This window comes from Arthrobacter sp. STN4, from assembly GCF_024539665.1.
In the GTDB taxonomy this organism is placed as follows: domain Bacteria; phylum Actinomycetota; class Actinomycetes; order Actinomycetales; family Micrococcaceae; genus Specibacter.
This window is the reverse complement of the sequence record NZ_JAKZGX010000010.1, coordinates 41,342-59,378: the sequence shown is the minus strand read 5'-3', so window position 1 is coordinate 59,378 and position 18,037 is coordinate 41,342. Positions and strand designations below refer to the sequence as shown.

The following is an 18,037-nucleotide window of genomic DNA, read 5'->3' as shown; positions in this document are numbered from 1 at the left end:
TTATTACGGTTTCCGGCCGTGAGATGCGACACATCATTTGGCGCGCCGGCGGCCGTGGGGCCAAACTTGCATCACTTTAGTTTTTTCTAAAGTGACGATTCAGGCGCACTACCGTGGAACGCGGGCCTGGACATCAACAACCACAGTTCCTGAACCATCATTTGCACCAGTCCGCCGGCTGCCACAGCGGGAGGCGGACCGCCACGCCAGCGTAAACACAGGAGTGACATGTTTTCAAAGATTCTGGTTGCCAACCGCGGTGAGATCGCCATCCGTGCCTTCCGCGCGAGCTACGAGCTCGGCGCCAAGACGGTTGCCGTCTTCCCCCACGAGGACCGCAATTCCATCCACCGCCAAAAAGCGGACGAAGCGTACCTCATCGGAGAGGAGGGCCACCCGGTCCGTGCCTACCTGGACGTGGAGGAGGTGGTCCGGGTTGCCAAGGAAGCCGGCGCGGACGCCATTTACCCCGGTTACGGGTTCCTGTCTGAAAACCCCGGACTGGCCGCCGCCGCCGCTGCCGAAGGCATCACCTTTGTGGGCCCGCCGGCCGAGGTGCTGGAGATGACGGGGAACAAGTTCCAGGCGCTCAAGGCCGCCCGCGAGGCCGGCATTCCGGTTCTCAAGTCCAGCGAACCCAGCGACGACCTGGACACGCTCATTGCCGCAGCCGAGGAAATCGGCTTCCCCGTCTTCGCCAAGGCCGTGGCCGGCGGCGGCGGGCGCGGCCTGCGGCGCGTGGACACGCGCGAGGAGCTGCGGGAGGCCCTCAGCGCGGCCATGCGTGAAGCCGATGCCGCCTTCGGCGACGCCACCATGTTCCTGGAGCAGGCCGTGCTGCGTCCCCGCCACATCGAGGTGCAGATCCTGGCCGATGCAGAGGGCAATGTCATCCACCTCTTTGAGCGTGACTGCTCGCTGCAGCGCCGCCACCAGAAGGTGGTGGAGATCGCCCCGGCGCCCAACCTGGACGAAAACATCCGCAAGGCCCTGCACGCCGACGCCGTGAAGTTTGCCAAGGCCATGGGCTACGTTAACGCCGGCACCGTCGAGTTCCTCGTGGACACCGTGGGGGAGCGGGCCGGCCAGCACGTCTTCATTGAAATGAACCCCCGCATCCAGGTGGAGCACACGGTCACCGAGGAAATCACCGATGTGGACCTGGTGCAGGCACAGCTGCGCATCGCCGCCGGCGAGACCCTGGCCGACCTGGGCCTGAGCCAGGAGACCGTGCAGGTCAAGGGTGCAGCCCTGCAGTGCCGCATCACCACCGAGGACCCGGCCAACGGATTCCGCCCCGACGTCGGAAAGATCACCACCTACCGTTCCGCCGGCGGCGCCGGCATCAGGCTCGACGGCGGCACCATCTACGCGGGTGCCGAAATCAGCCCGCACTTCGACTCCATGCTGGTCAAGCTCACCTGCCGCGGCCGCGACTACAAGACGGCGGTGGGCCGCGCACGCCGCGCCCTGGCCGAATTCCGGATCCGCGGCGTGTCCACCAACATCCCGTTCCTGCAGGCCGTGCTGGACGACCCGGCCTTCAACGCCGGCGACATCGCCACCTCCTTCATCGACGAACGCCCGGAGCTCCTGCACGCCCGCGTATCCTCCGACCGCGGCACGAAGCTGCTGACCTGGCTGGCGGACGTCACCGTCAACAAGCCCAACGGCGAGCTGAAGGTCCATGCCGACCCGGCCCTGAAGCTGCCGTTTGTGGACGTGGACACGGCGCCGGCCGGATCACGCCAGCGGCTGGCCGAGCTGGGCCCGGAGGGCTTTGCCGCCGCACTGCGCGCGCAAACCGCCGTCGCGGTCACCGACACCACCTTCCGCGACGCCCACCAGTCCCTGCTGGCCACCCGGGTGCGCACCCGCGACCTGGCCACTGCCGGCGCTGCGGTATCCGTGCTGACGCCGCAGCTGCTCTCCGTGGAGGCCTGGGGCGGGGCCACCTACGACGTCTCGCTGCGCTTCCTTGGCGAAGACCCGTGGCAGCGCCTGGTCAAGCTGCGCGCGGCCCTGCCGAACATCTGCCTCCAGATGCTGCTGCGCGGGAGGAACACCGTTGGCTACACCCCGTACCCGGCAGAAGTCACCGACGCATTTGTGCAAGAGGCCGCCGCCAGCGGCATCGACATCTTCCGCATCTTCGACGCCCTGAATGACGTGGACCAGATGGAACCGGCCATCCGGGCGGTCCGCGCCACCGGCACGGCCGTGGCCGAGGTGGCCCTGTGCTACACCGGCGACCTCCTGGACCCGGCGGAAACCATCTACACGCTGGACTACTACCTGGACCTGGCCCAGCGCATCGTCGACGCCGGCGCGCACATCCTGGCCATCAAGGACATGGCCGGCGTGCTGCGCCCGGCGGCCGCGGCCAAACTGGTCACGGCACTGCGAGAGCGCTTTGACCTGCCCGTCCACCTGCACACGCACGACACCGCAGGCGGCCAGCTCGCGACGCTGACGGCCGCCGTCAACGCCGGGGTCGACGCCGTCGACGTCGCCTCCGCCTCCCTGGCCGGCACCACCAGCCAGCCGTCCGCCTCGGCCCTGGTTGCCGCACTGGCGCACACCGACCGCGACACCGGGATCGACCTGGCCGCGATCAGCTCGCTGGAACCCTACTGGGAGGCCGTGCGGCGCGTGTACGCGCCGTTTGAGTCCGGCCTGGCCGCGCCCACGGGCCGCGTCTACCGTCACGAGATCCCCGGCGGCCAGCTCTCCAACCTGCGCCAACAGGCCATCGCCCTGGGCCTGGGGGAGCGCTTCGAGGAAATCGAGGACATGTACACGGCCGCCGACCGGATCCTGGGGCACCTGGTCAAGGTGACGCCGTCGTCCAAGGTGGTGGGCGACCTCGCCCTGCACCTGGTGGGCATCAAGGCCGACCCGGCCGACTTCGAGCAAAACCCGCAGAACTACGACATCCCGGATTCCGTGGTGGGCTTCCTGGGCGGCGAACTGGGCACACCTCCCGGCGGCTGGCCCGAGCCGTTCCGCACCAAGGCGCTGCAGGGGCGCACCGTCGTCGAACGCGTGGGCACGCTCAGCCCGCAGGACAGCGAAGAGCTGGCGGCGGACAGCGAAACGAGGCGCGCGGCCTTGAACCGGCTGCTTTTTGCCGGTCCCACCACGGACTTCGCCAAGGTCCGCGAAACGTACGGCGACGTATCGGTGCTGGACACCCGCGACTACCTTTACGGGCTGCAGCGGGGCCAGGAGCACGTCGTGGCACTGGACAAGGGCGTACGCCTGATTGTCTCCCTGGAAACCATTTCGGAGGCCGACGAGAAGGGCATGCGCACCGTAACGTGCAAGCTCAACGGCCAAAGCCGGCCGGTGATTGTGCGGGACAACAGTGTCGAGAGCAAGGTCAAGGCCGCGGAAAAGGCGGACAATGCAGTGGCCGGACAGATCGCCGCGCCGTTCGCCGGCGCCGTCAGCCTCAAGGTTGCCGTGGGCGACGTCGTGGAGGCCGGGGCCACCGTGGCCACCATCGAGGCCATGAAGATGGAGGCCTCCATCACGACGCCGGTGGGCGGCACCGTTTCCCGGCTCGCCGTGGACGGCGTGTCACAGGTGCAGGGCGGGGACCTGCTGGTGGTGGTGGGCTAGGACCGATGCCGGCGTCGGGTGCCGAAAGGCGCCCCAACGCCCTGCGCTACACTAAAAACCAAACAGGCACCGCAACCGCGGCCGGAAAATTCCTTCCGGCCGCGGTGGCATTTTTAGTGGGTAACGGAGACATGGCGAATAAAAACACCAAGCCGAAAGAAGCCGGCAGGCCCGTGGCAGGGGAGGCCCCGGCGGGCGGGTTGGCTGAGCTGGACGAACTGGACGGGCTGGACACCGACGTGACACCGGCGTCCGAGAACCTGGCGGGCGGGGTTGCCCTCGCGCCCGCGGCGGCCGATCCGGCGTCAACGGGAGCGGTGGAAACCATTACGCAGGTGACCCTGGGAACCCTCCCGGAACGGCCGCAGACTGAACCGGCTTCAGGCGCCGTTCGCGCTACAGCCACCTCCATGCCGCAGACCACGGTGGAACCCCTGGAAGTACCGGTGCAGCAGGGCACCAGCCCCCGCCGGCAGCGTGAGGACGGGCCCGAACCCGCAGCGGCGCTCACCAGCGACCGCCTGCTGAACAAGGTCGCTGCGCCTCCCGTAGGCGGCTGGCGGCTGTGGCTGTACAAGGCCAGCTTCGGCTCGGTCAATATGGGGGACTCGGACAAGGTCCGCCTGGAACGGGCGCAGGACAACCTGATTGCCTCGCGCCTGGGGGAGCGCACCCGCTTTGTGCCGGTGTTGTCCCGGAAGGGTGGCGTCGGCAAGACCACCGTCACCACGCTGCTCGGGATGGTCCTGGCGGACACCCGTGAGGACCGCGTCATTGCAATGGACGCCAACCCGGACCGCGGCACGTTGTCAGACCGATCGCCCGGCAGTGCGGACTTTACCGCCCGGAACCTGGTCAAGGACCGTTTCAACGTCACCACATTCTCACAGTTGTCCAACTATGTGGCCCGCGACGGTTCACGCCTGGACGTGCTCGCAAGCGATACCGATCCCACGGTGGCACAGGCCTTTGACGATTCCGACTACCGGGCCGTCACGGACATCCTCAGCAAGTACTATTCCATTGTCCTCACGGACTCCGGCACCGGCATGGTCCACTCGGTCATGAAGGGCACCCTGGAAAAGGCCGACGCCGTGGTGTTGGTTTCCGGCGGAAGCGTGGACGAGGCAAGACTCGCCTCGGAGACGCTCTCCTGGTTGGAAGCCCACGGACGCCACGACCTGGTCGCCAACGCCATCGTGGTGGTCAACATGTCGGGCGGGGAAACCCAAGTGGACATTGCCCAGATCGAGGAACACTTCAGGTCCCGGGTGCGCAATGTCTTGCGCATTCCGTATGACAAGCACCTGGCAGAAGGGTCCCGCGTCGAGTTGGCCAAGTTGCGCCCGGCCACGCGCCTGGCTGTCAAGGAACTTGCGTCACTCGTTGTCACGGAGCTGCAGCGGCGGTAGTCGTGGCGGGGGCGCCTGTAGTCGTGCCAGCGGCGCCGCTGCGGTCGGGACCTGAAGCCGCCGGTGGCCGGGTGGTTCGTCCGGTCGGTGGTTCGTTCTGGGGGGGGGGGTGGGCCTCCACGAGTGCTTCGACTTGGGTGAGGAGCTCATCCCGGGCCGTGCGGAGTTGCCTGAGCATGGCGGCGAGCTGAGGGAAGACAACGCCTGCAGCGCCGGTGCCTGAGACCGCCACACTCTGCTCATTCAAGGCTGTGAATACATCGGCGGCCCAGCGTTTCCCGGCCCGTGGCGCATATTTCAAGAGCAGTGTCGCCAAGCGGGCCTGCCCGGCTTTGCGCAGCTTTTCCTGGGTCGGGTATTTGATCAGCAACTCGGCCATGGCCGGGTGATCCAGGTGCTCACCAATGACGCGTTCCAGCGCCGGATGTATCTGCGTGGGCAGGCCCCGAATCCGGTTGGAAGTCGCCGTGGCCTGCTTGGCCAGATCATCGTCACACCCGCAGAGCATGGAGAGTTCGGCGGCTTGTTCGTCGGCGAGGACGATGGAACGCAGCGTGTGCGGCAGGGACCGGGCAGCTTCAGCAATGATCGCAGCGTCCCTGGCGTCTGTCTTGGCTTCGTTGGGGTGCAGGTCGGCGATGCGGCGCATGGCCAGTCCCGGAATGTAGCCGACCATGATGCCTTCAGCTTGGGCCACAGCGACTGGTAGGGCACCAACGGTCGAGGGCTGATCCACGACCAACAATACGGTGCCTTTGCCGGCCACGGCCTTGATGATTGCACGGAGTTTGGCTTCATCCTGGGGCAGCGCCCGATCCAGGAGCTTCTTGCCGGCACGGTCGATGGCGACCGCGTGGTGATTGCTCTTGCCAACATCAACACCTATGAAAACATCGATTTCGTCGTGGTTCTTGATCAACGCACAACTCCCAGAATTTGTCGTATGAAACCGCGTTGGCTTGTCCTAAGGCGGCAAGGCTCGGCATCTTTGGTTACGGCTGACCTACACTCTGATTCCCTCTCCTGGTCTGGTCCCCATTAGCGATATCCCTGGCGCCTATTGCGTCCCGGTGACAACACCCCCCTGTAAGTCTTTGTAGTGGCTGGTCTGTGACTAGCTGGCAGGGTAAGTACTGGTTGTTCTTCAATGACGGTGACTCAACACCCCCTCGGCCCCTGGTGGGCCTTGGATCCGAATTGTCCCGTGCCCGGGTCCGGGACTCGATTGAAGGCTCCGCCTCCGGGGGAACACGCCGGTTTCTGCATCCCTATAGGGCCCCAACAGGCAGAGGACCGACACGCCCGTTCCGCCCAGCTGCCGGGGCTGCGGCCCACGGCGTGACCACAGTGATGCAGGCCCCGCCACCCAGCCGAGTCCTCCCGACGGTTGCAACCCAGCCTCGATGAGCACGCCCTCGAACGTGCGGCAGCGTCTACCAAAACAGCCCCGGTTGCAACCGGGCGTTGGAAAACATGCCCCGATCGCGGGTCGACGCGGGGGAAGCGCGGGAGGGTTTGGGAAAACACGCCCAATTGCAACCGACGGTCGCGAAAAACAGCCCCGGTTGCAACCGAGCGTTGGAAGTGGGTCAGGCGGGCTTTTTTGCGGAGTAGATGTCCTCCACCACGGCGTCGAAGTCCTTCAGGACCTGGGCGCGCTTGACCTTCATGGAGGGGGTGAGGTGGCCGGAGGTTTCGGTGAAGTCGGTGTCGATGATCCGGAACGCCTTGACGGACTCGGCCTGGGAAACCGAGCCGTTTGCCTTGTCGATGGCATGCTGGACGGCGGCGATGACCACCGGCTCCTTCGCCGCCTGCTCCACGGTGATGCCCTCGGGCAGGCCGTTGTGGCGCCCCCACTGCGGCAGGGCATCCGCGTCGAGGGTCACGATGGCGGCAATGAACGGGCGGTTGTCGCCGATGACCAGGCACTGGGAAACGATGGCGTCGGCGCGGATCTGGTCCTCGAGCAGTGCCGGCACCACGTTCTTGCCGCCGGCCGTAACGATGATTTCCTTTTTGCGCCCGGTGATCTTCAGGAAACCCTGTTCGTCCAGCTCGCCGATGTCGCCCGTGCGGAACCAGCCGTCGGCGAAGGCGTCGGCGGTGAGGTCATCGCGGCCAAAGTAGCCCTTCATGACGCACACGCCCTTGGCGAGGATCTCGCCGTCGTCGGCGATCTTCACGGCGTTGCCGGGCAGCGGGGCGCCGACTGTGCCGATCTTGATGAGTTCGGGGCGGTTGACCGTGACGGGTGCAGTGGTTTCCGTCAGGCCGTAGCCTTCGAGGATCTGCAGGCCAATGCCCTGGAAGAAGTGGCCCAGCCGTTCGCCCAGCGGTCCGCCGCCGGAGACTGCATGGCGGACGTTGCCTCCCATGGCTGCGCGCAGCTTGCCGTAGACCAGTTTGTCGAACAGGGCATGCTTGGCCTTCAGCAGCAGCGGCACCTTCCCTGCCTGGCCCGCGCGGGAGAAATCGATCGCCGTCTGGGCGGCTGCGGCAAAGATCTTGCCCTTGCCTTCGCCCTCGGCCTTGAGCACGGCGGAGTTGTAGACCTTCTCAAAGACGCGCGGCACGGCCAGGATAAAGGTGGGCTTGAAGCTTTGGAGGTCCTCGAGCAGGTGCTTGATGTCGGGGGTGTGCCCCACCTTGGCGCCGGCTGCCACGGCCAGCACGGAGATGTAGCGGGCAAACACGTGCGCCAGGGGCAGGAACATGACGGTCTGTGAGCCGGGCGGGACAACATCCCTGCCCAGCACGGCCAAGGCGTTTTCGCTCAGTTCCACGAAATTGTGGTGCATGAGCATGCAGCCCTTGGGCCGGCCCGTGGTGCCGGAGGTGTAGATGATCGTGGCGATGTCATCGAGGCTGTTGGAGGTGCGGTGGACCTCCAGCACTGCGTCGGGCACGTCGCGGCCTGCGTCCCGCAGGGCGTCCAGGCCGTCGCCTTCCATTTGCCAGACATTCTTCAGCGCCGCCAGCCCCTCATTGTGCGCGGCCTGTCGGATCACGTTTTCGTGGCCGGCGGATTCGGCAATGACGGCCACGGCCTGGGAGTCGCCCAGGTTCCAGGCCACCTGCGACGGCGACGACGTTTCGTAGATCGGCACGGACACGGCACCTGCGAACCAGATGGCAAAGTCCACCAGCGACCATTCATAGCGGGTGCGGGCCATGATGCCCACACGGTCGCCCACCCCGATGCCCGAGGCGATCAGGCCCTTGGCAATGGCGCAGACGTCGGCGTGGAATTCCTTGGCGGAGACGTCCACCCAGACATTGTCCGCGTTGCGGCGGGAGAACAGGGCGGGATTTGAATCCAACCGCGACTGGCGCAGTAAAAGGTCCGTGGTGTTCATGGTCCGCGGGCTGACCACCTGGGCCGGAACGGTAATCTCGCGCACTGTGGCTCCTTACGTATGACAGTCCAAACAAGGCTTGGCCTTACTCTATCCGGAGCCCGCAGCAGCCGGTCCGAAGAAATAAGTTACTCATCAGTAACTTTATGTTGTTTGGATCACACATTCAATTCGGGGACCGTGCCGCCCGCGGTGGCTAGACTCGGGGGATGCAGCAACCTCGCCCCGTCTTCAGGCCCACCCTGCGATTTCCAGGACGGGCGGCCGTCGGTGGAAGCCTGGCCCTGGGCATAGACATCGGCGGAACGAAGGTTGCCGCGGGCGTCGTGGACGGCATGGGAAACATCCGCGAGGAGCTGCGCCGTGAGACCCCGGGCCGCGACCCCAGGGCCGTGGAGGCCGTCATCGTGGACCTGGTCCGCGAGCTGGGCGCCCGCCACGAGCTGCGCAGCGTCGGCATTGGCGCCGCCGGATGGATGGACCTCGACGGCGGCACGGTCGTCTTCAGCCCGCACCTCGCCTGGCGGAACGAGCCCCTGCGGGAAAACCTGGAGAGGCTCCTGAACCGGCCCGTTGCGCTGGCCAACGACGCCGACGCCGCCGCCTGGGCCGAGTGGCGCTTCGGCGCCGGGCGCGGGCACGACCGCCTGGTGTGCCTGACCCTGGGCACCGGCATTGGCGGCGCACTCGTCGTCGACGGCCGGGTGGAGCGGGGCAGCTTCGGCATGGCGGGGGAGTTCGGCCACCAAATCATCATGCCCGGCGGGCACCGCTGCGAGTGCGGCAACCGCGGCTGCTGGGAACAATACGCCTCCGGCAACGCGTTGGGCAGGGAGGCACGGGAACTGGCCCGGGCGAAGTCGCCGATGGCCACCGAACTGTTGGCCGCCGTTGACGGGCGCCCCAAGGACATCACCGGGACCGTGGTGACGGAACTTGCCCTGGCCGGGGAGCCGACGTCGCGGGAACTGGTTGAGGAAGTGGGGGACTGGCTCGGCCTGGGCATTGCCAACCTGGCCGCGGCGCTGGACCCGGCGCTTTTCGTCATTGGCGGCGGCCTGTCCGCGGCCGGCGAGCTGCTGCTGGCCCCGGCCCGGCGTACCTACGCCAAGAACCTCACGGGCCGCGGCTTCCGGCAGGAGGCCGTCATCACGGGGGCGCAGCTGGGGCCCTCCGCCGGCCTGATCGGTGCCGCGGACCTCTCACGGGTACGCCAGTCCGACCGCCTGGGGGTGCGGCGCCGGCACACGAGGCACGCCCGCAGCACCCTGGGCAGCTAAGGGCAACAGCCGCCACATGGGCCGGGCGCCCAGGCCGGCTAGACGACTGCGCCGTCCCCGCCTTCGTGATCGCGGTTCTTCGGCAGCCGGTAAATCAGGTAGCCGGTGCCCGCCAGGAAGGCCAGGATCACGCCGATGACAGCCACCAACGGCATGCCGCGCCAAAAGATCGCGGCCAGCACCAGGAAGATGGGTCCGCCGGCGGCGCCGATCCAGGCGAGCACCATGGCAGGTTCCGCCCCGGCCAGGCTCGGCGGCACCGGAGGGACAAATTCGTCGTCCGGATCCGCTGCCGCGTAGTCGCGCGGACCGGTGTCCGGGGAGGCGGACCCGCCGCGGCCGCCGCCGTAGGGCGGTTCCTCCGGGGCGGGCGAAAGCTGCCGGCGCCACACGCCCAGGGGGTCGAAGTCGTCCACGCCCTTCGACGGGCCGGCAGCCGGGGCAGCGGGGGGCGTGCCGGCTTCGTCCGCCGCCTCAGGGAGGGCGCCCTCCATGAAACTGTCGTCAGGCTCCTGGAGCCGGGCCACCAGGTCGAGCCAGACGGCCTCGTCGCGGTCGTCGCCGCCGGTGCTCGGGGTGTCGTGGCCATGGTCAGACTGCACGTGCATGCCTCCGGAAGAAGTCACTGGACTGGGAGAAGATCTGTGCGGCGTCATTGTCCATGGTTGCCACATGGTAGCTGTTGCCCAGCGGCACCACCTCGAACTCCTTCGCACCTATGCCGGCCCGCAAGGCGGTCATGCTGGATTCCGGCACCACGTGGTCCACGGTGGAACGGAAAACGATGGTGGGTGCCACCACGCGGGGCAGCTGGGCGATGGTGTCGGCGAACAGCTTGGAGAGTTCATGGACGGCGGCCACCGGCGTCCGCAGGTAGGCGCCCTCGGTGATGCCCGGGGCCTTGATGTCGTCGCCAATGGCCGGCACGCTTTTGAGCATGTGCCGCAACAGGCCCGAATATTTGGCCCGGCCGTCGCTGAACGTCAGGCCGGGATTGACGACGGCGACGCCGGCCACCGGGTGGTTGGCCGCGACCCGCAGGGCAAGGGCGCCGCCCATGGACAGCCCGGCCACAAAGACGGTGTCGCAGCGGGCGGAGAGTTCCAGATAGGCGGCTTCAAAGTCGCGGTACCAGTTGGTCCACGGCGTGCGCGAAAGGTCCTGCCACGTGGTGCCGTGGCCCGCCAGCAGCGGCATGTTCACGGCATAGCCTTCGTTGGCGAGGGACTCCGACCAGGAGCGGAGGCTGACGGGGGAGCCGGTAAAGCCGTGGCTGAGTGCCACACCGACGCGCGCCAAACTGCCATGTCCGTCCGAGCGGAAGGATTGCGCCGTTGCCATGGTGGCCTCCGTGAAGTCAGGTGCCATGAGTATAAGCACCATTTTCGGGCAGACACCAAAGGTGCGACGCATCCGCGTCACCACCCATGGCGCCCCACTTACTAGACTACTGTTGTTACGTTGGGTGCGGGTGGACGCATCGGGCACGCCTGGCTGAACCCGGTCCCGCCGGAGAGGATTATTACCGTGATTTATTGGGTGCTCAAGAAGATCTTCCTCGGACCGGTGCTTAAAATCCTGTTTCGCCCCTGGACGAAGGGCCTGGACAACCTGCCGGTGGACGGCCCGGCCGTGCTGGCCAGCAACCACCTTTCCTTTTCCGATTCCATCTTCATGCCCCTGATGGTCCCGCGCCCCGTCGTCTTCCTGGCCAAGAGTGACTACTTCACCGGACGCGGCCTCAAGGGCCGGCTGACCGCTGCCTTCTTTAAGCTGACCAACCAGCTGCCCATGGACCGCTCCGGCGGCAAGGCCTCCGCCAACTCGCTGCAGACCGGGGTGGAAGTCCTCAAGGACGGCGGCCTGCTGGGCATTTACCCCGAGGGAACCCGCAGCCCCGACGGCCGGCTGTACCGCGGGAAGGTGGGGGTGGCCAAGCTGGTCCTGACCGCCAACGTGCCCGTGATCCCCGTCGCCATGATCGGCACCGACAAGGTCCAGCCCATTGGCCGGCGCATCCCCAACATCCGCCGCCTGGGTGTCATCTTTGGCGAACCCCTGGACTTCAGCCGCTACCAGGGCCTGCACGACGACCGCTTTGTCCAACGCTCCGTGACGGACGAGATCATGTATGAGCTGATGCGCATTTCCGGACAGGAATACGTCGATTCCTACGCCAGCACCGTCAAGGACCGGATTGCGGCGGAAAAGGCCGGCAGGACTGCCGGCGCCAAGGCCGGTGCCAAGTCCGGCGCTGAACCCAAGGCGCCGGGCCAGGCAGCGGCCGCCCCGGAGGACGGCGCGAAAGCCGCGGACGCCGTCCGCATCGACCCCTCTGAGACCGTGGCCCCGGGGACCGTGACCGTGATCGGCGCCAAGGCCGGGCCGAAGCGTCCGCGCATTATTGCGGAAGACGTTACGGCCGATGACGTTACGGCGGATGGCATCCTGACGGACCCTTTGCCGGCGGCAGGAGGGGCCGATGCCGTGAACGAACCGGATCCGGGCGAAATGCCGCCGGAAACAGCGCCACGGTAGGCCCAAGCGGAGGGGAGTGCGCACGGAAAGGCCGTCGCATCTCATGACTCGGACAGGTTCCCGCGGCAGTTGCGCAGGGGGTTAGTCTTGAGGGGTGACTGAGCTAAATGCCCCCGTAGCGCCCACACCCGCCGCCATGTCCGTTCCCGGCATGTCCCTCCCCGGCGCTGCCGTGTATCCCGGCCTTGACGATTGGCGTGAACTGCCCATCGCGCAACAGCCCACCTGGGCCGACCCCGAGGCGTTTTCCGCCAGCGTGAAGGAGCTCTCCTCGCTGCCGCCGCTCGTGTTTGCCGGCGAGGTCGATGTACTGCGTTCCCGCCTGGCCAAGGCCGCGCAGGGCAAGGCGTTCCTGCTGCAGGGCGGCGACTGCGCCGAAACCTTTGAGGCCGCCACGGCCGACCGGATCAGCTCGCGCGTCAAGACGATCCTGCAGATGGCGGTGGTGCTCACCTACGGTGCCCAGCTGCCCGTCATCAAAATGGGACGCATGGCCGGCCAGTTTGCCAAGCCGCGCTCATCCAACGACGAAACCCGCGACGGCGTGACCCTGCCGGCCTATCGCGGCGACATTGTCAACGGCTTTGAATTCACGCCCGAGTCGCGCAGGCATGACGCCTCGCGCATGCTCAAGGCCTACCACACCTCCGCGTCGACGCTGAACCTGATCAGGGCGTTCACCCAGGGCGGCTTCGCCGACCTCCGGCTGGTCCACGAATGGAACCGCGGCTTCACCTCCAACCCGGCGCACAGCCGGTACGAGAAGCTGGCCAAGGACATCGACCGGGCCATCAAGTTCATGGCCTCCTGCGGTGCCGACTTCGAGGCGCTGAAGACGGTGGAATTCTTTGCCAGCCACGAGGCCTTGCTGCTCGATTACGAACGTGCATTGACCCGCATCGACTCCCGCACCGGAACCCCCTATGACACCTCGGCACACTTCCTGTGGATCGGCGAGCGGACCCGCGACCTGGAGCAGGCGCACGTGGACTTCCTCTCCCGCGTCCGGAACCCGATCGGCGTCAAGCTCGGCCCCACCACCTCACCGGACGACGCGCTGCGCCTGATCGAGAAACTGGACCCGAACCGCGAGCCCGGCCGCCTGACGTTCATCACCCGCATGGGCGCCACGAACATTCGCGAGAAGCTGCCGAACCTCGTGGAGAAGGTCACCGCCTCCGGCGCCCAGGTCCTCTGGGTCACCGACCCCATGCACGGCAACACCGTCACCTCGCCCAACGGCTACAAGACGCGCAACTTCGACGACGTCATCGACGAGGTCCGCGGCTTCTTCGAGGTCCACCAGGCACTGGGCACCTTCCCCGGCGGCCTGCACGTGGAGATGACCGGCGACGACGTGGCCGAGTGCCTCGGCGGCGCCGACCCCATCGACCAGGAAGCGTTCCTGACCGGCTACGAATCCGTGTGCGACCCCCGCCTGAACCACAAGCAGTCGCTCGAGATGGCCTTCCTCGTGGCGGGGGCGCTGAGCCAAAGCAAGTAGCACCGCCCGGCCGCCGGGCTCCGGCGGCCGGGTCAGATGACCTGCAGGGTGACCGTGCTGCCTTCGGGGGCCTTCCCGCCCTGCGGGTCCTGGAAGCGCACCGTGCCGAAGAAGCCGCCAAACAGCTTTTCCACCTTCACGGTGAAGCCGCGGGCCTCGAGCCGGGAGCGGGCGTCGTCCAGCTGCCTGCCCACCACATCGGGCACCTCAACCATTTTGGGGCCCTTGGAAAGGGTCAGGGTGACCGTGCCCCCGGCGGTGAGGTTGCCGCCGGCGGGCGATTGGGCGGCAACGGAGCCGGCAGGGACGGTGGTGCTGTAGACCTGCCCCGCCGCGACGGCGGGCACGAGGCCAAGTTCCTTGAGCGCGGCCTGTGCCGCGGCGGCGGGCCTGCCCACGACGGACGGCACCGGGATCGGCCTGGGGCCCTTGGAAACCACGATGTCCACCTTGGTGTTGCCCCGGAATTGTGTGCCGGAGGCCGGATTCTGGCTGACGACGGTGCCGGCTGCGCCCTTTTCGTCGTATGCCTCCGTCACGGTGCCCGTGGCGAGGTGGCCCGCCGAGAGCGCCGCCTGGGCCGCGGCGAGCGTTTTGCCGGCAAGGGCCGGCACGGGGTACAGGACGGGACCCTTGGAAACCAGGATCGTCACGCCCTGGAATTTGCGCTGTTCGGTCCCTCCCGTGGGGTCCGTGTCCACGGCCAGTCCGGCGGCGGTCTTTTCGTTGAAGACCTCCGACGTTGCGGCCAGCTGGAACCCGCGGGCCTGGATCAGTGCCTGCGCCTGCGCCACGGTCTTGTTGTGGACGTCCGGCACGGTGGCCAGCGCGCCCGGACCCATCCCCAGGAACCAGCCTGCCGCGGCCACCAGCAGCGCCAGCAGGGCCACCACCAGGATCCAGAGGGTGGCCCGGCGCCGTGGATGGGCCGTGCCCAGGGTGGCGATCGGCTGGGCGGCGGTCCGGGCGCGCTCCCGGGCTGCCATGCGCACGGACCGCTTGGAAGGCGCCTGCCCGCCCGTCCCGGCTGCGTTCCGGCCGACGCCGGCCCCCGGCTCCAGCGCCATCGTCATGTTGGGCGTGGCATAGGCTGACGGACGGCCGTTCTCGTCGACATACAACCTGCCGGGGGACGGAAGCACACTCGTGGGGTTTGCCGGTGCGGCGATGACGGCGGTCTCGTTGCCCGGGCTGCCGTAGGGCGGGGCCAGGGCCTCGGTCACCGCGCCCGGGGGCAGGGGGCGGGATCCCGCGCCGATTCCGCCGGCGGCAAGCTGTTCCGGCGTCAGCGTGCGGCGGATGTGGCGCAGGTCCTCCAAGAGCGAGGCACCGTTGGCCGGCCGGTTGTCCGGGTCCTTTTCGGTCATGTAGCGCACCAGCTCGTCCATCTCCGCCGGGAGCCCCGGCACGGCGGCGGAAGGCGCCGGCACGTCGTCGCGCACGTGCTGCATGGCCACGGCGATGGGCACCTGGCCGTGAAAGGGCTGCTGGCCCGTAAGGAGCTCGTACAGCATGATGCCGGCGGAATAAATGTCGCTGCGGGCGTCCCCGCCGCCGCCGTTGACCAGTTCGGGGGCGATGTAGCCCACGGTGCCCATCAAGGTTGCCGTGTTCGTTGTGGTCGTGACGGCGCGGGACAGGCCAAAGTCGCCGATTTTTACCCAGCCGCTGCGCGAGACCAGCACATTTTCAGGTTTCACGTCCCGGTGCACGAGCCCTGCGGCGTGGGCAGCGGCCAGCCCCTCAACGATCGGGTCCAGTAGTTCCAGCGCCGCCCCGGCGGTCAGCGGTGCCGTGGCATTGATGACCTCCCGCAGGGTGTGGCCGTCTATGTACTCCAGCACCAGGTAGGCATGCTCCGCGCCGACGCCGTGGTCATGGATCTGCACGACGTGGGGGTGGGACAGGCTGGCCGCGCTCCACGCCTCACGTTGCAGGCGTTCGAGGAAGGCGTTGTCGGTGGCCAGGTGCGGGTGCAGGATTTTGAGTGCGATGTTGCGGTTGAGGCGGACGTCCTTGGCCAGGTAGACGGTGGACATGCCTCCGCGGGCCACCTTGGCCAGCACCAGGTAGCGGTCGTCAACTGTGGTCCCGATCAGGGCATCAAACGGCTCGTCTTGCACCCTTCGATCTTATTGGGTGAAACGAAGGGGGGCCGCCAGCAACACTCGCTGGCGGCCCCCGGCCCTGCATGGAAGCAGTGGATCAGCGGAAAAGTTTCCGGTTGGCCTTCACGCTCGCCACGTAGGCCTTGGTGTCCGCGAACATGCCGTGGACGCTGACGGAATATTGCCCCTGGTAGTACCCGGCAATCGCCAGGTCCTCCGTCTTGGCGTCCTTCAGGAGCGCCCTGATGATGGCGACGCCCGCCGTGACATTGTCCTGCGGGTCGAGCAGGTTCAGCTTGCGCCCCACCATCCCGGACGCCCAGTCGCCGGCGTCGGGGATGACCTGCATGGTGCCGATGGCGTTGGCGGGCGAGACCACCTGCTGGTTGAAGCCGGATTCCTGGTAGGCGAACGCCATGGCCAGCGACGGGTCCACGCCCATGCTGGCAGCGGTCCGGGCCACCATTTCCTTCATCTGTGCCTGCGACGGCACGGGTGCGGCGAGCAGGGCCTGCAGGTTCTTGTTGGCATCGGCCACCACGGCGGCCGGGTACGTGTAGTGCAGGAACGTGCTGGGCACCTTGGGGACCGCCGGCTTGATCGGCGTGATGGAACTGGATGCCGCACTGACGCCGGGGATGGAAAGTGTCTTCCCGGCATAGATGATGCCGTTGACCGAAATCCCATTGGCGGAGGCGAGCGACTTCAGTGGGACGCCGTGCCGGGCGGCAATGCCGGATAGCGTGTCACCGGACTTGATGACGTACCTGCCGTTCGACGCCGGCGTGGTGCTGGAGGCCCTGGCCGGAGCTGCCGCCGGGGCCGGCGCAGACTTGGCGAGCTTGATGGTCTGGCCGGGGTAGATGACGGTGGCGTTGTTCATGCCGTTGGCGCTCATCACCGATGCCAGGGACACCCCGTGCCGGGCGGCGATGCCCGAGAGGGTGTCACCGGACTTGACCACGTAGCTGGCCGCGGACGACGCCGGCCGGGCGGCCTTGGCGGGCGCGGCCTTGGCCGGGGCAGCCTTGGCCGGGGCAGCGGACCTGCTGAGCTTGATGGTCTGGCCCGGGAAGATGACGGTGGAGTTGTTCATGCCGTTGGCTGAGAGGACGGAGGCCGTGGACAATCCATGCCTTGCGGCAATGCCGCTGATGGTGTCGCCTGCCCTGACGGTGTAGGTGGATGCCTTGGGCGCGGCCTTGGGCGCGGCCTTGGCCCGTGCCGGGGCAGCGGCGCCGCCGCTGACCTTGATCAGCTGGCCCGGGTAGATGATGCTCGTGGCGCTGAGCCTGTTCAGCGCCAGCACGGCGTTCGTGGACAGCCCGTGGCGGGCGGCAATGGCGGAAATGGTGTCGCCGGGGACAACCTTGTAGGTCTTCGCCGCAGGGGCCTGCGGTGCGATCCGCGTCGGAATGGACCCGGCCACCACGGAGGCGGGGATCCCTGCCGCCTTCGGTCCGGACTGGACTGCCGTGGCAAGCCCGCCGTGGGTCACTGCGGAGGGAAGGATTTTGGGGCCGGCCGGGACAGCGGCCGCCGAGGCGGGCTGGGCCAGCGCCAGCGATGAAAGCATCACCACCGGAATGGCGGCCGTGGCAACAGCCGCCAGCTGCCTGCCGCTTGAGGGCGCGGGCCGGGAGGGACGTTGGGAAGTCATGGGTGTGATCCTCTGGTTTCCGTGACGATTGGTGCTCATGATGATGATGTTACTTGTGTGACTAATGTGAATTTACACCAAAACCGCTCAGCAAGCAGTGCCCCGGGCGTAAACTGGCTAAACCACAGATGTGTAATTTGCCGCCGGCCCGTGGCGCCGGTGTGCGGACGGGTCGTTCCTGTGGGAACCTTGGACACGTGAGTAAAGTTGAAAATGTAGTCAGTGAATGGTTGCCCCTGCCCGATGTCGCGGCCAAGCTGGATGTCTCCATCACCAAAGTCCACGCCCTCGTGAAGGACGGATCCCTGCTGGCGGCCCGTGTGGGCGAGCGCTCGATCCGCGCCGTGCCGGCCGAATTCTTCATCGACGACCACATCATCGAGAGCCTGCGCGGCACCATCACGGTCCTTCACGACGCCGGGTTCGACGACGAGGAAGCCATCACCTGGCTGTTCACTGCCGACGATTCACTGCCGGGGCGGCCCATCGACGCCCTGCACGAGGGACGCAAAACCGAAATCCGCCGCCGGGCCGCAGCCCTCGGCTGGTAGC

The 18,037-nt window shown here is 67.3% G+C and carries 11 protein-coding genes and 1 pseudogene; 6 read left to right on the top strand and 6 right to left on the bottom strand.

The annotated features are described in order from the left end of the window. The first annotated feature begins 228 nt into the window (after positions 1 to 228). Together MMF96_RS09550 and MMF96_RS09545 are read left to right on the top strand one after the other, a co-directional pair. Complete coding sequence (locus tag MMF96_RS09550) at positions 229 to 3,624, top strand: pyruvate carboxylase (protein WP_256883407.1); 3,396 nt, start codon at positions 229 to 231, stop codon at positions 3,622 to 3,624. A 131-nt stretch (positions 3,625 to 3,755) separates the two neighbouring features. Further along, the gene (locus MMF96_RS09545; protein WP_256883406.1) at positions 3,756 to 5,036 is read left to right on the top strand and encodes a MinD/ParA family protein; all 1,281 of its coding nucleotides are present in this window, start codon (positions 3,756 to 3,758) and stop codon (positions 5,034 to 5,036) included. Between the two features lie 106 nt (positions 5,037 to 5,142). Here MMF96_RS09545 and MMF96_RS09540 read toward each other — a convergent pair. Further along, positions 5,143 to 5,955: pseudogene (locus MMF96_RS09540) on the bottom strand (IS110 family transposase); the annotation flags it as partial. A 670-nt stretch (positions 5,956 to 6,625) separates the two neighbouring features. After that, positions 6,626 to 8,440: an AMP-dependent synthetase/ligase gene (locus MMF96_RS09535; protein ID WP_176618726.1), complete on the bottom strand. Its 1,815-nt coding sequence runs from the start codon at positions 8,438 to 8,440 to the stop codon at positions 6,626 to 6,628. Positions 8,441 to 8,604: 164 nt separating this feature from the next. On the opposite strand from MMF96_RS09535, the gene MMF96_RS09530 reads away from it, so the two are divergent. Beyond that, positions 8,605 to 9,675: an ROK family glucokinase gene (locus MMF96_RS09530; protein ID WP_256883405.1), complete on the top strand. Its 1,071-nt coding sequence runs from the start codon at positions 8,605 to 8,607 to the stop codon at positions 9,673 to 9,675. 38 nt (positions 9,676 to 9,713) lie between these two features. Here the strand turns inward: MMF96_RS09530 and MMF96_RS09525 are convergent, their stop codons facing one another. Beyond that, positions 9,714 to 10,277, bottom strand: a complete 564-nt coding sequence (locus MMF96_RS09525; protein ID WP_256883404.1) for a hypothetical protein — start codon at positions 10,275 to 10,277, stop codon at positions 9,714 to 9,716. After that, positions 10,267 to 11,043: an alpha/beta hydrolase gene (locus MMF96_RS09520; protein WP_375141420.1), complete on the bottom strand. Its 777-nt coding sequence runs from the start codon at positions 11,041 to 11,043 to the stop codon at positions 10,267 to 10,269. Before MMF96_RS09520 ends, MMF96_RS09525 begins: the two co-directional genes overlap by 11 nt. Positions 11,044 to 11,202: 159 nt before the next feature. On the opposite strand from MMF96_RS09520, the gene MMF96_RS09515 reads away from it, so the two are divergent. Both MMF96_RS09515 and MMF96_RS09510 read left to right on the top strand, forming a co-directional pair. Further along, positions 11,203 to 12,213 (top strand): 1-acyl-sn-glycerol-3-phosphate acyltransferase, encoded by a 1,011-nt coding sequence (locus MMF96_RS09515; RefSeq protein ID WP_375141419.1) that lies wholly within the window; start codon positions 11,203 to 11,205, stop codon positions 12,211 to 12,213. Positions 12,214 to 12,307: 94 nt separating this feature from the next. Further along, a complete protein-coding gene (locus tag MMF96_RS09510) occupies positions 12,308 to 13,717 on the top strand; it encodes a class II 3-deoxy-7-phosphoheptulonate synthase (protein ID WP_375141418.1) in 1,410 nt (469 codons plus the stop codon). Positions 13,718 to 13,749: 32 nt separating this feature from the next. Here MMF96_RS09510 and MMF96_RS09505 read toward each other — a convergent pair whose 3' ends face one another. Both MMF96_RS09505 and MMF96_RS09500 read right to left on the bottom strand, forming a co-directional pair. Beyond that, on the bottom strand, positions 13,750 to 15,840 hold the full coding sequence (locus tag MMF96_RS09505; protein WP_256883403.1) for a Stk1 family PASTA domain-containing Ser/Thr kinase: 2,091 nt from the start codon (positions 15,838 to 15,840) through the stop codon (positions 13,750 to 13,752). Positions 15,841 to 15,922: 82 nt separating this feature from the next. After that, positions 15,923 to 17,485, bottom strand: a complete 1,563-nt coding sequence (locus tag MMF96_RS09500; RefSeq protein ID WP_256883402.1) for a LysM peptidoglycan-binding domain-containing protein — start codon at positions 17,483 to 17,485, stop codon at positions 15,923 to 15,925. A gap of 197 nt (positions 17,486 to 17,682) precedes the next feature. Here MMF96_RS09500 and MMF96_RS09495 point away from each other — a divergent pair, with 197 nt between their 5' ends. After that, positions 17,683 to 18,036, top strand: a complete 354-nt coding sequence (locus MMF96_RS09495) for an Rv2175c family DNA-binding protein (RefSeq protein WP_176618167.1) — start codon at positions 17,683 to 17,685, stop codon at positions 18,034 to 18,036. Position 18,037 lies beyond the last annotated feature (1 nt).

Coding starts and splice junctions, on each gene's coding strand:
- MMF96_RS09500 (WP_256883402.1), bottom strand. CDS start 17,485: ATGACTTCCCAACGTCCCTCCCGGCCCGCGCCCTCAAGCGGCAGGCAG.
- MMF96_RS09550 (WP_256883407.1), top strand. CDS start 229: ATGTTTTCAAAGATTCTGGTTGCCAACCGCGGTGAGATCGCCATCCGT.
- MMF96_RS09530 (WP_256883405.1), top strand. CDS start 8,605: ATGCAGCAACCTCGCCCCGTCTTCAGGCCCACCCTGCGATTTCCAGGA.
- MMF96_RS09520 (WP_375141420.1), bottom strand. CDS start 11,043: ATGGCACCTGACTTCACGGAGGCCACCATGGCAACGGCGCAATCCTTC.
- MMF96_RS09545 (WP_256883406.1), top strand. CDS start 3,756: ATGGCGAATAAAAACACCAAGCCGAAAGAAGCCGGCAGGCCCGTGGCA.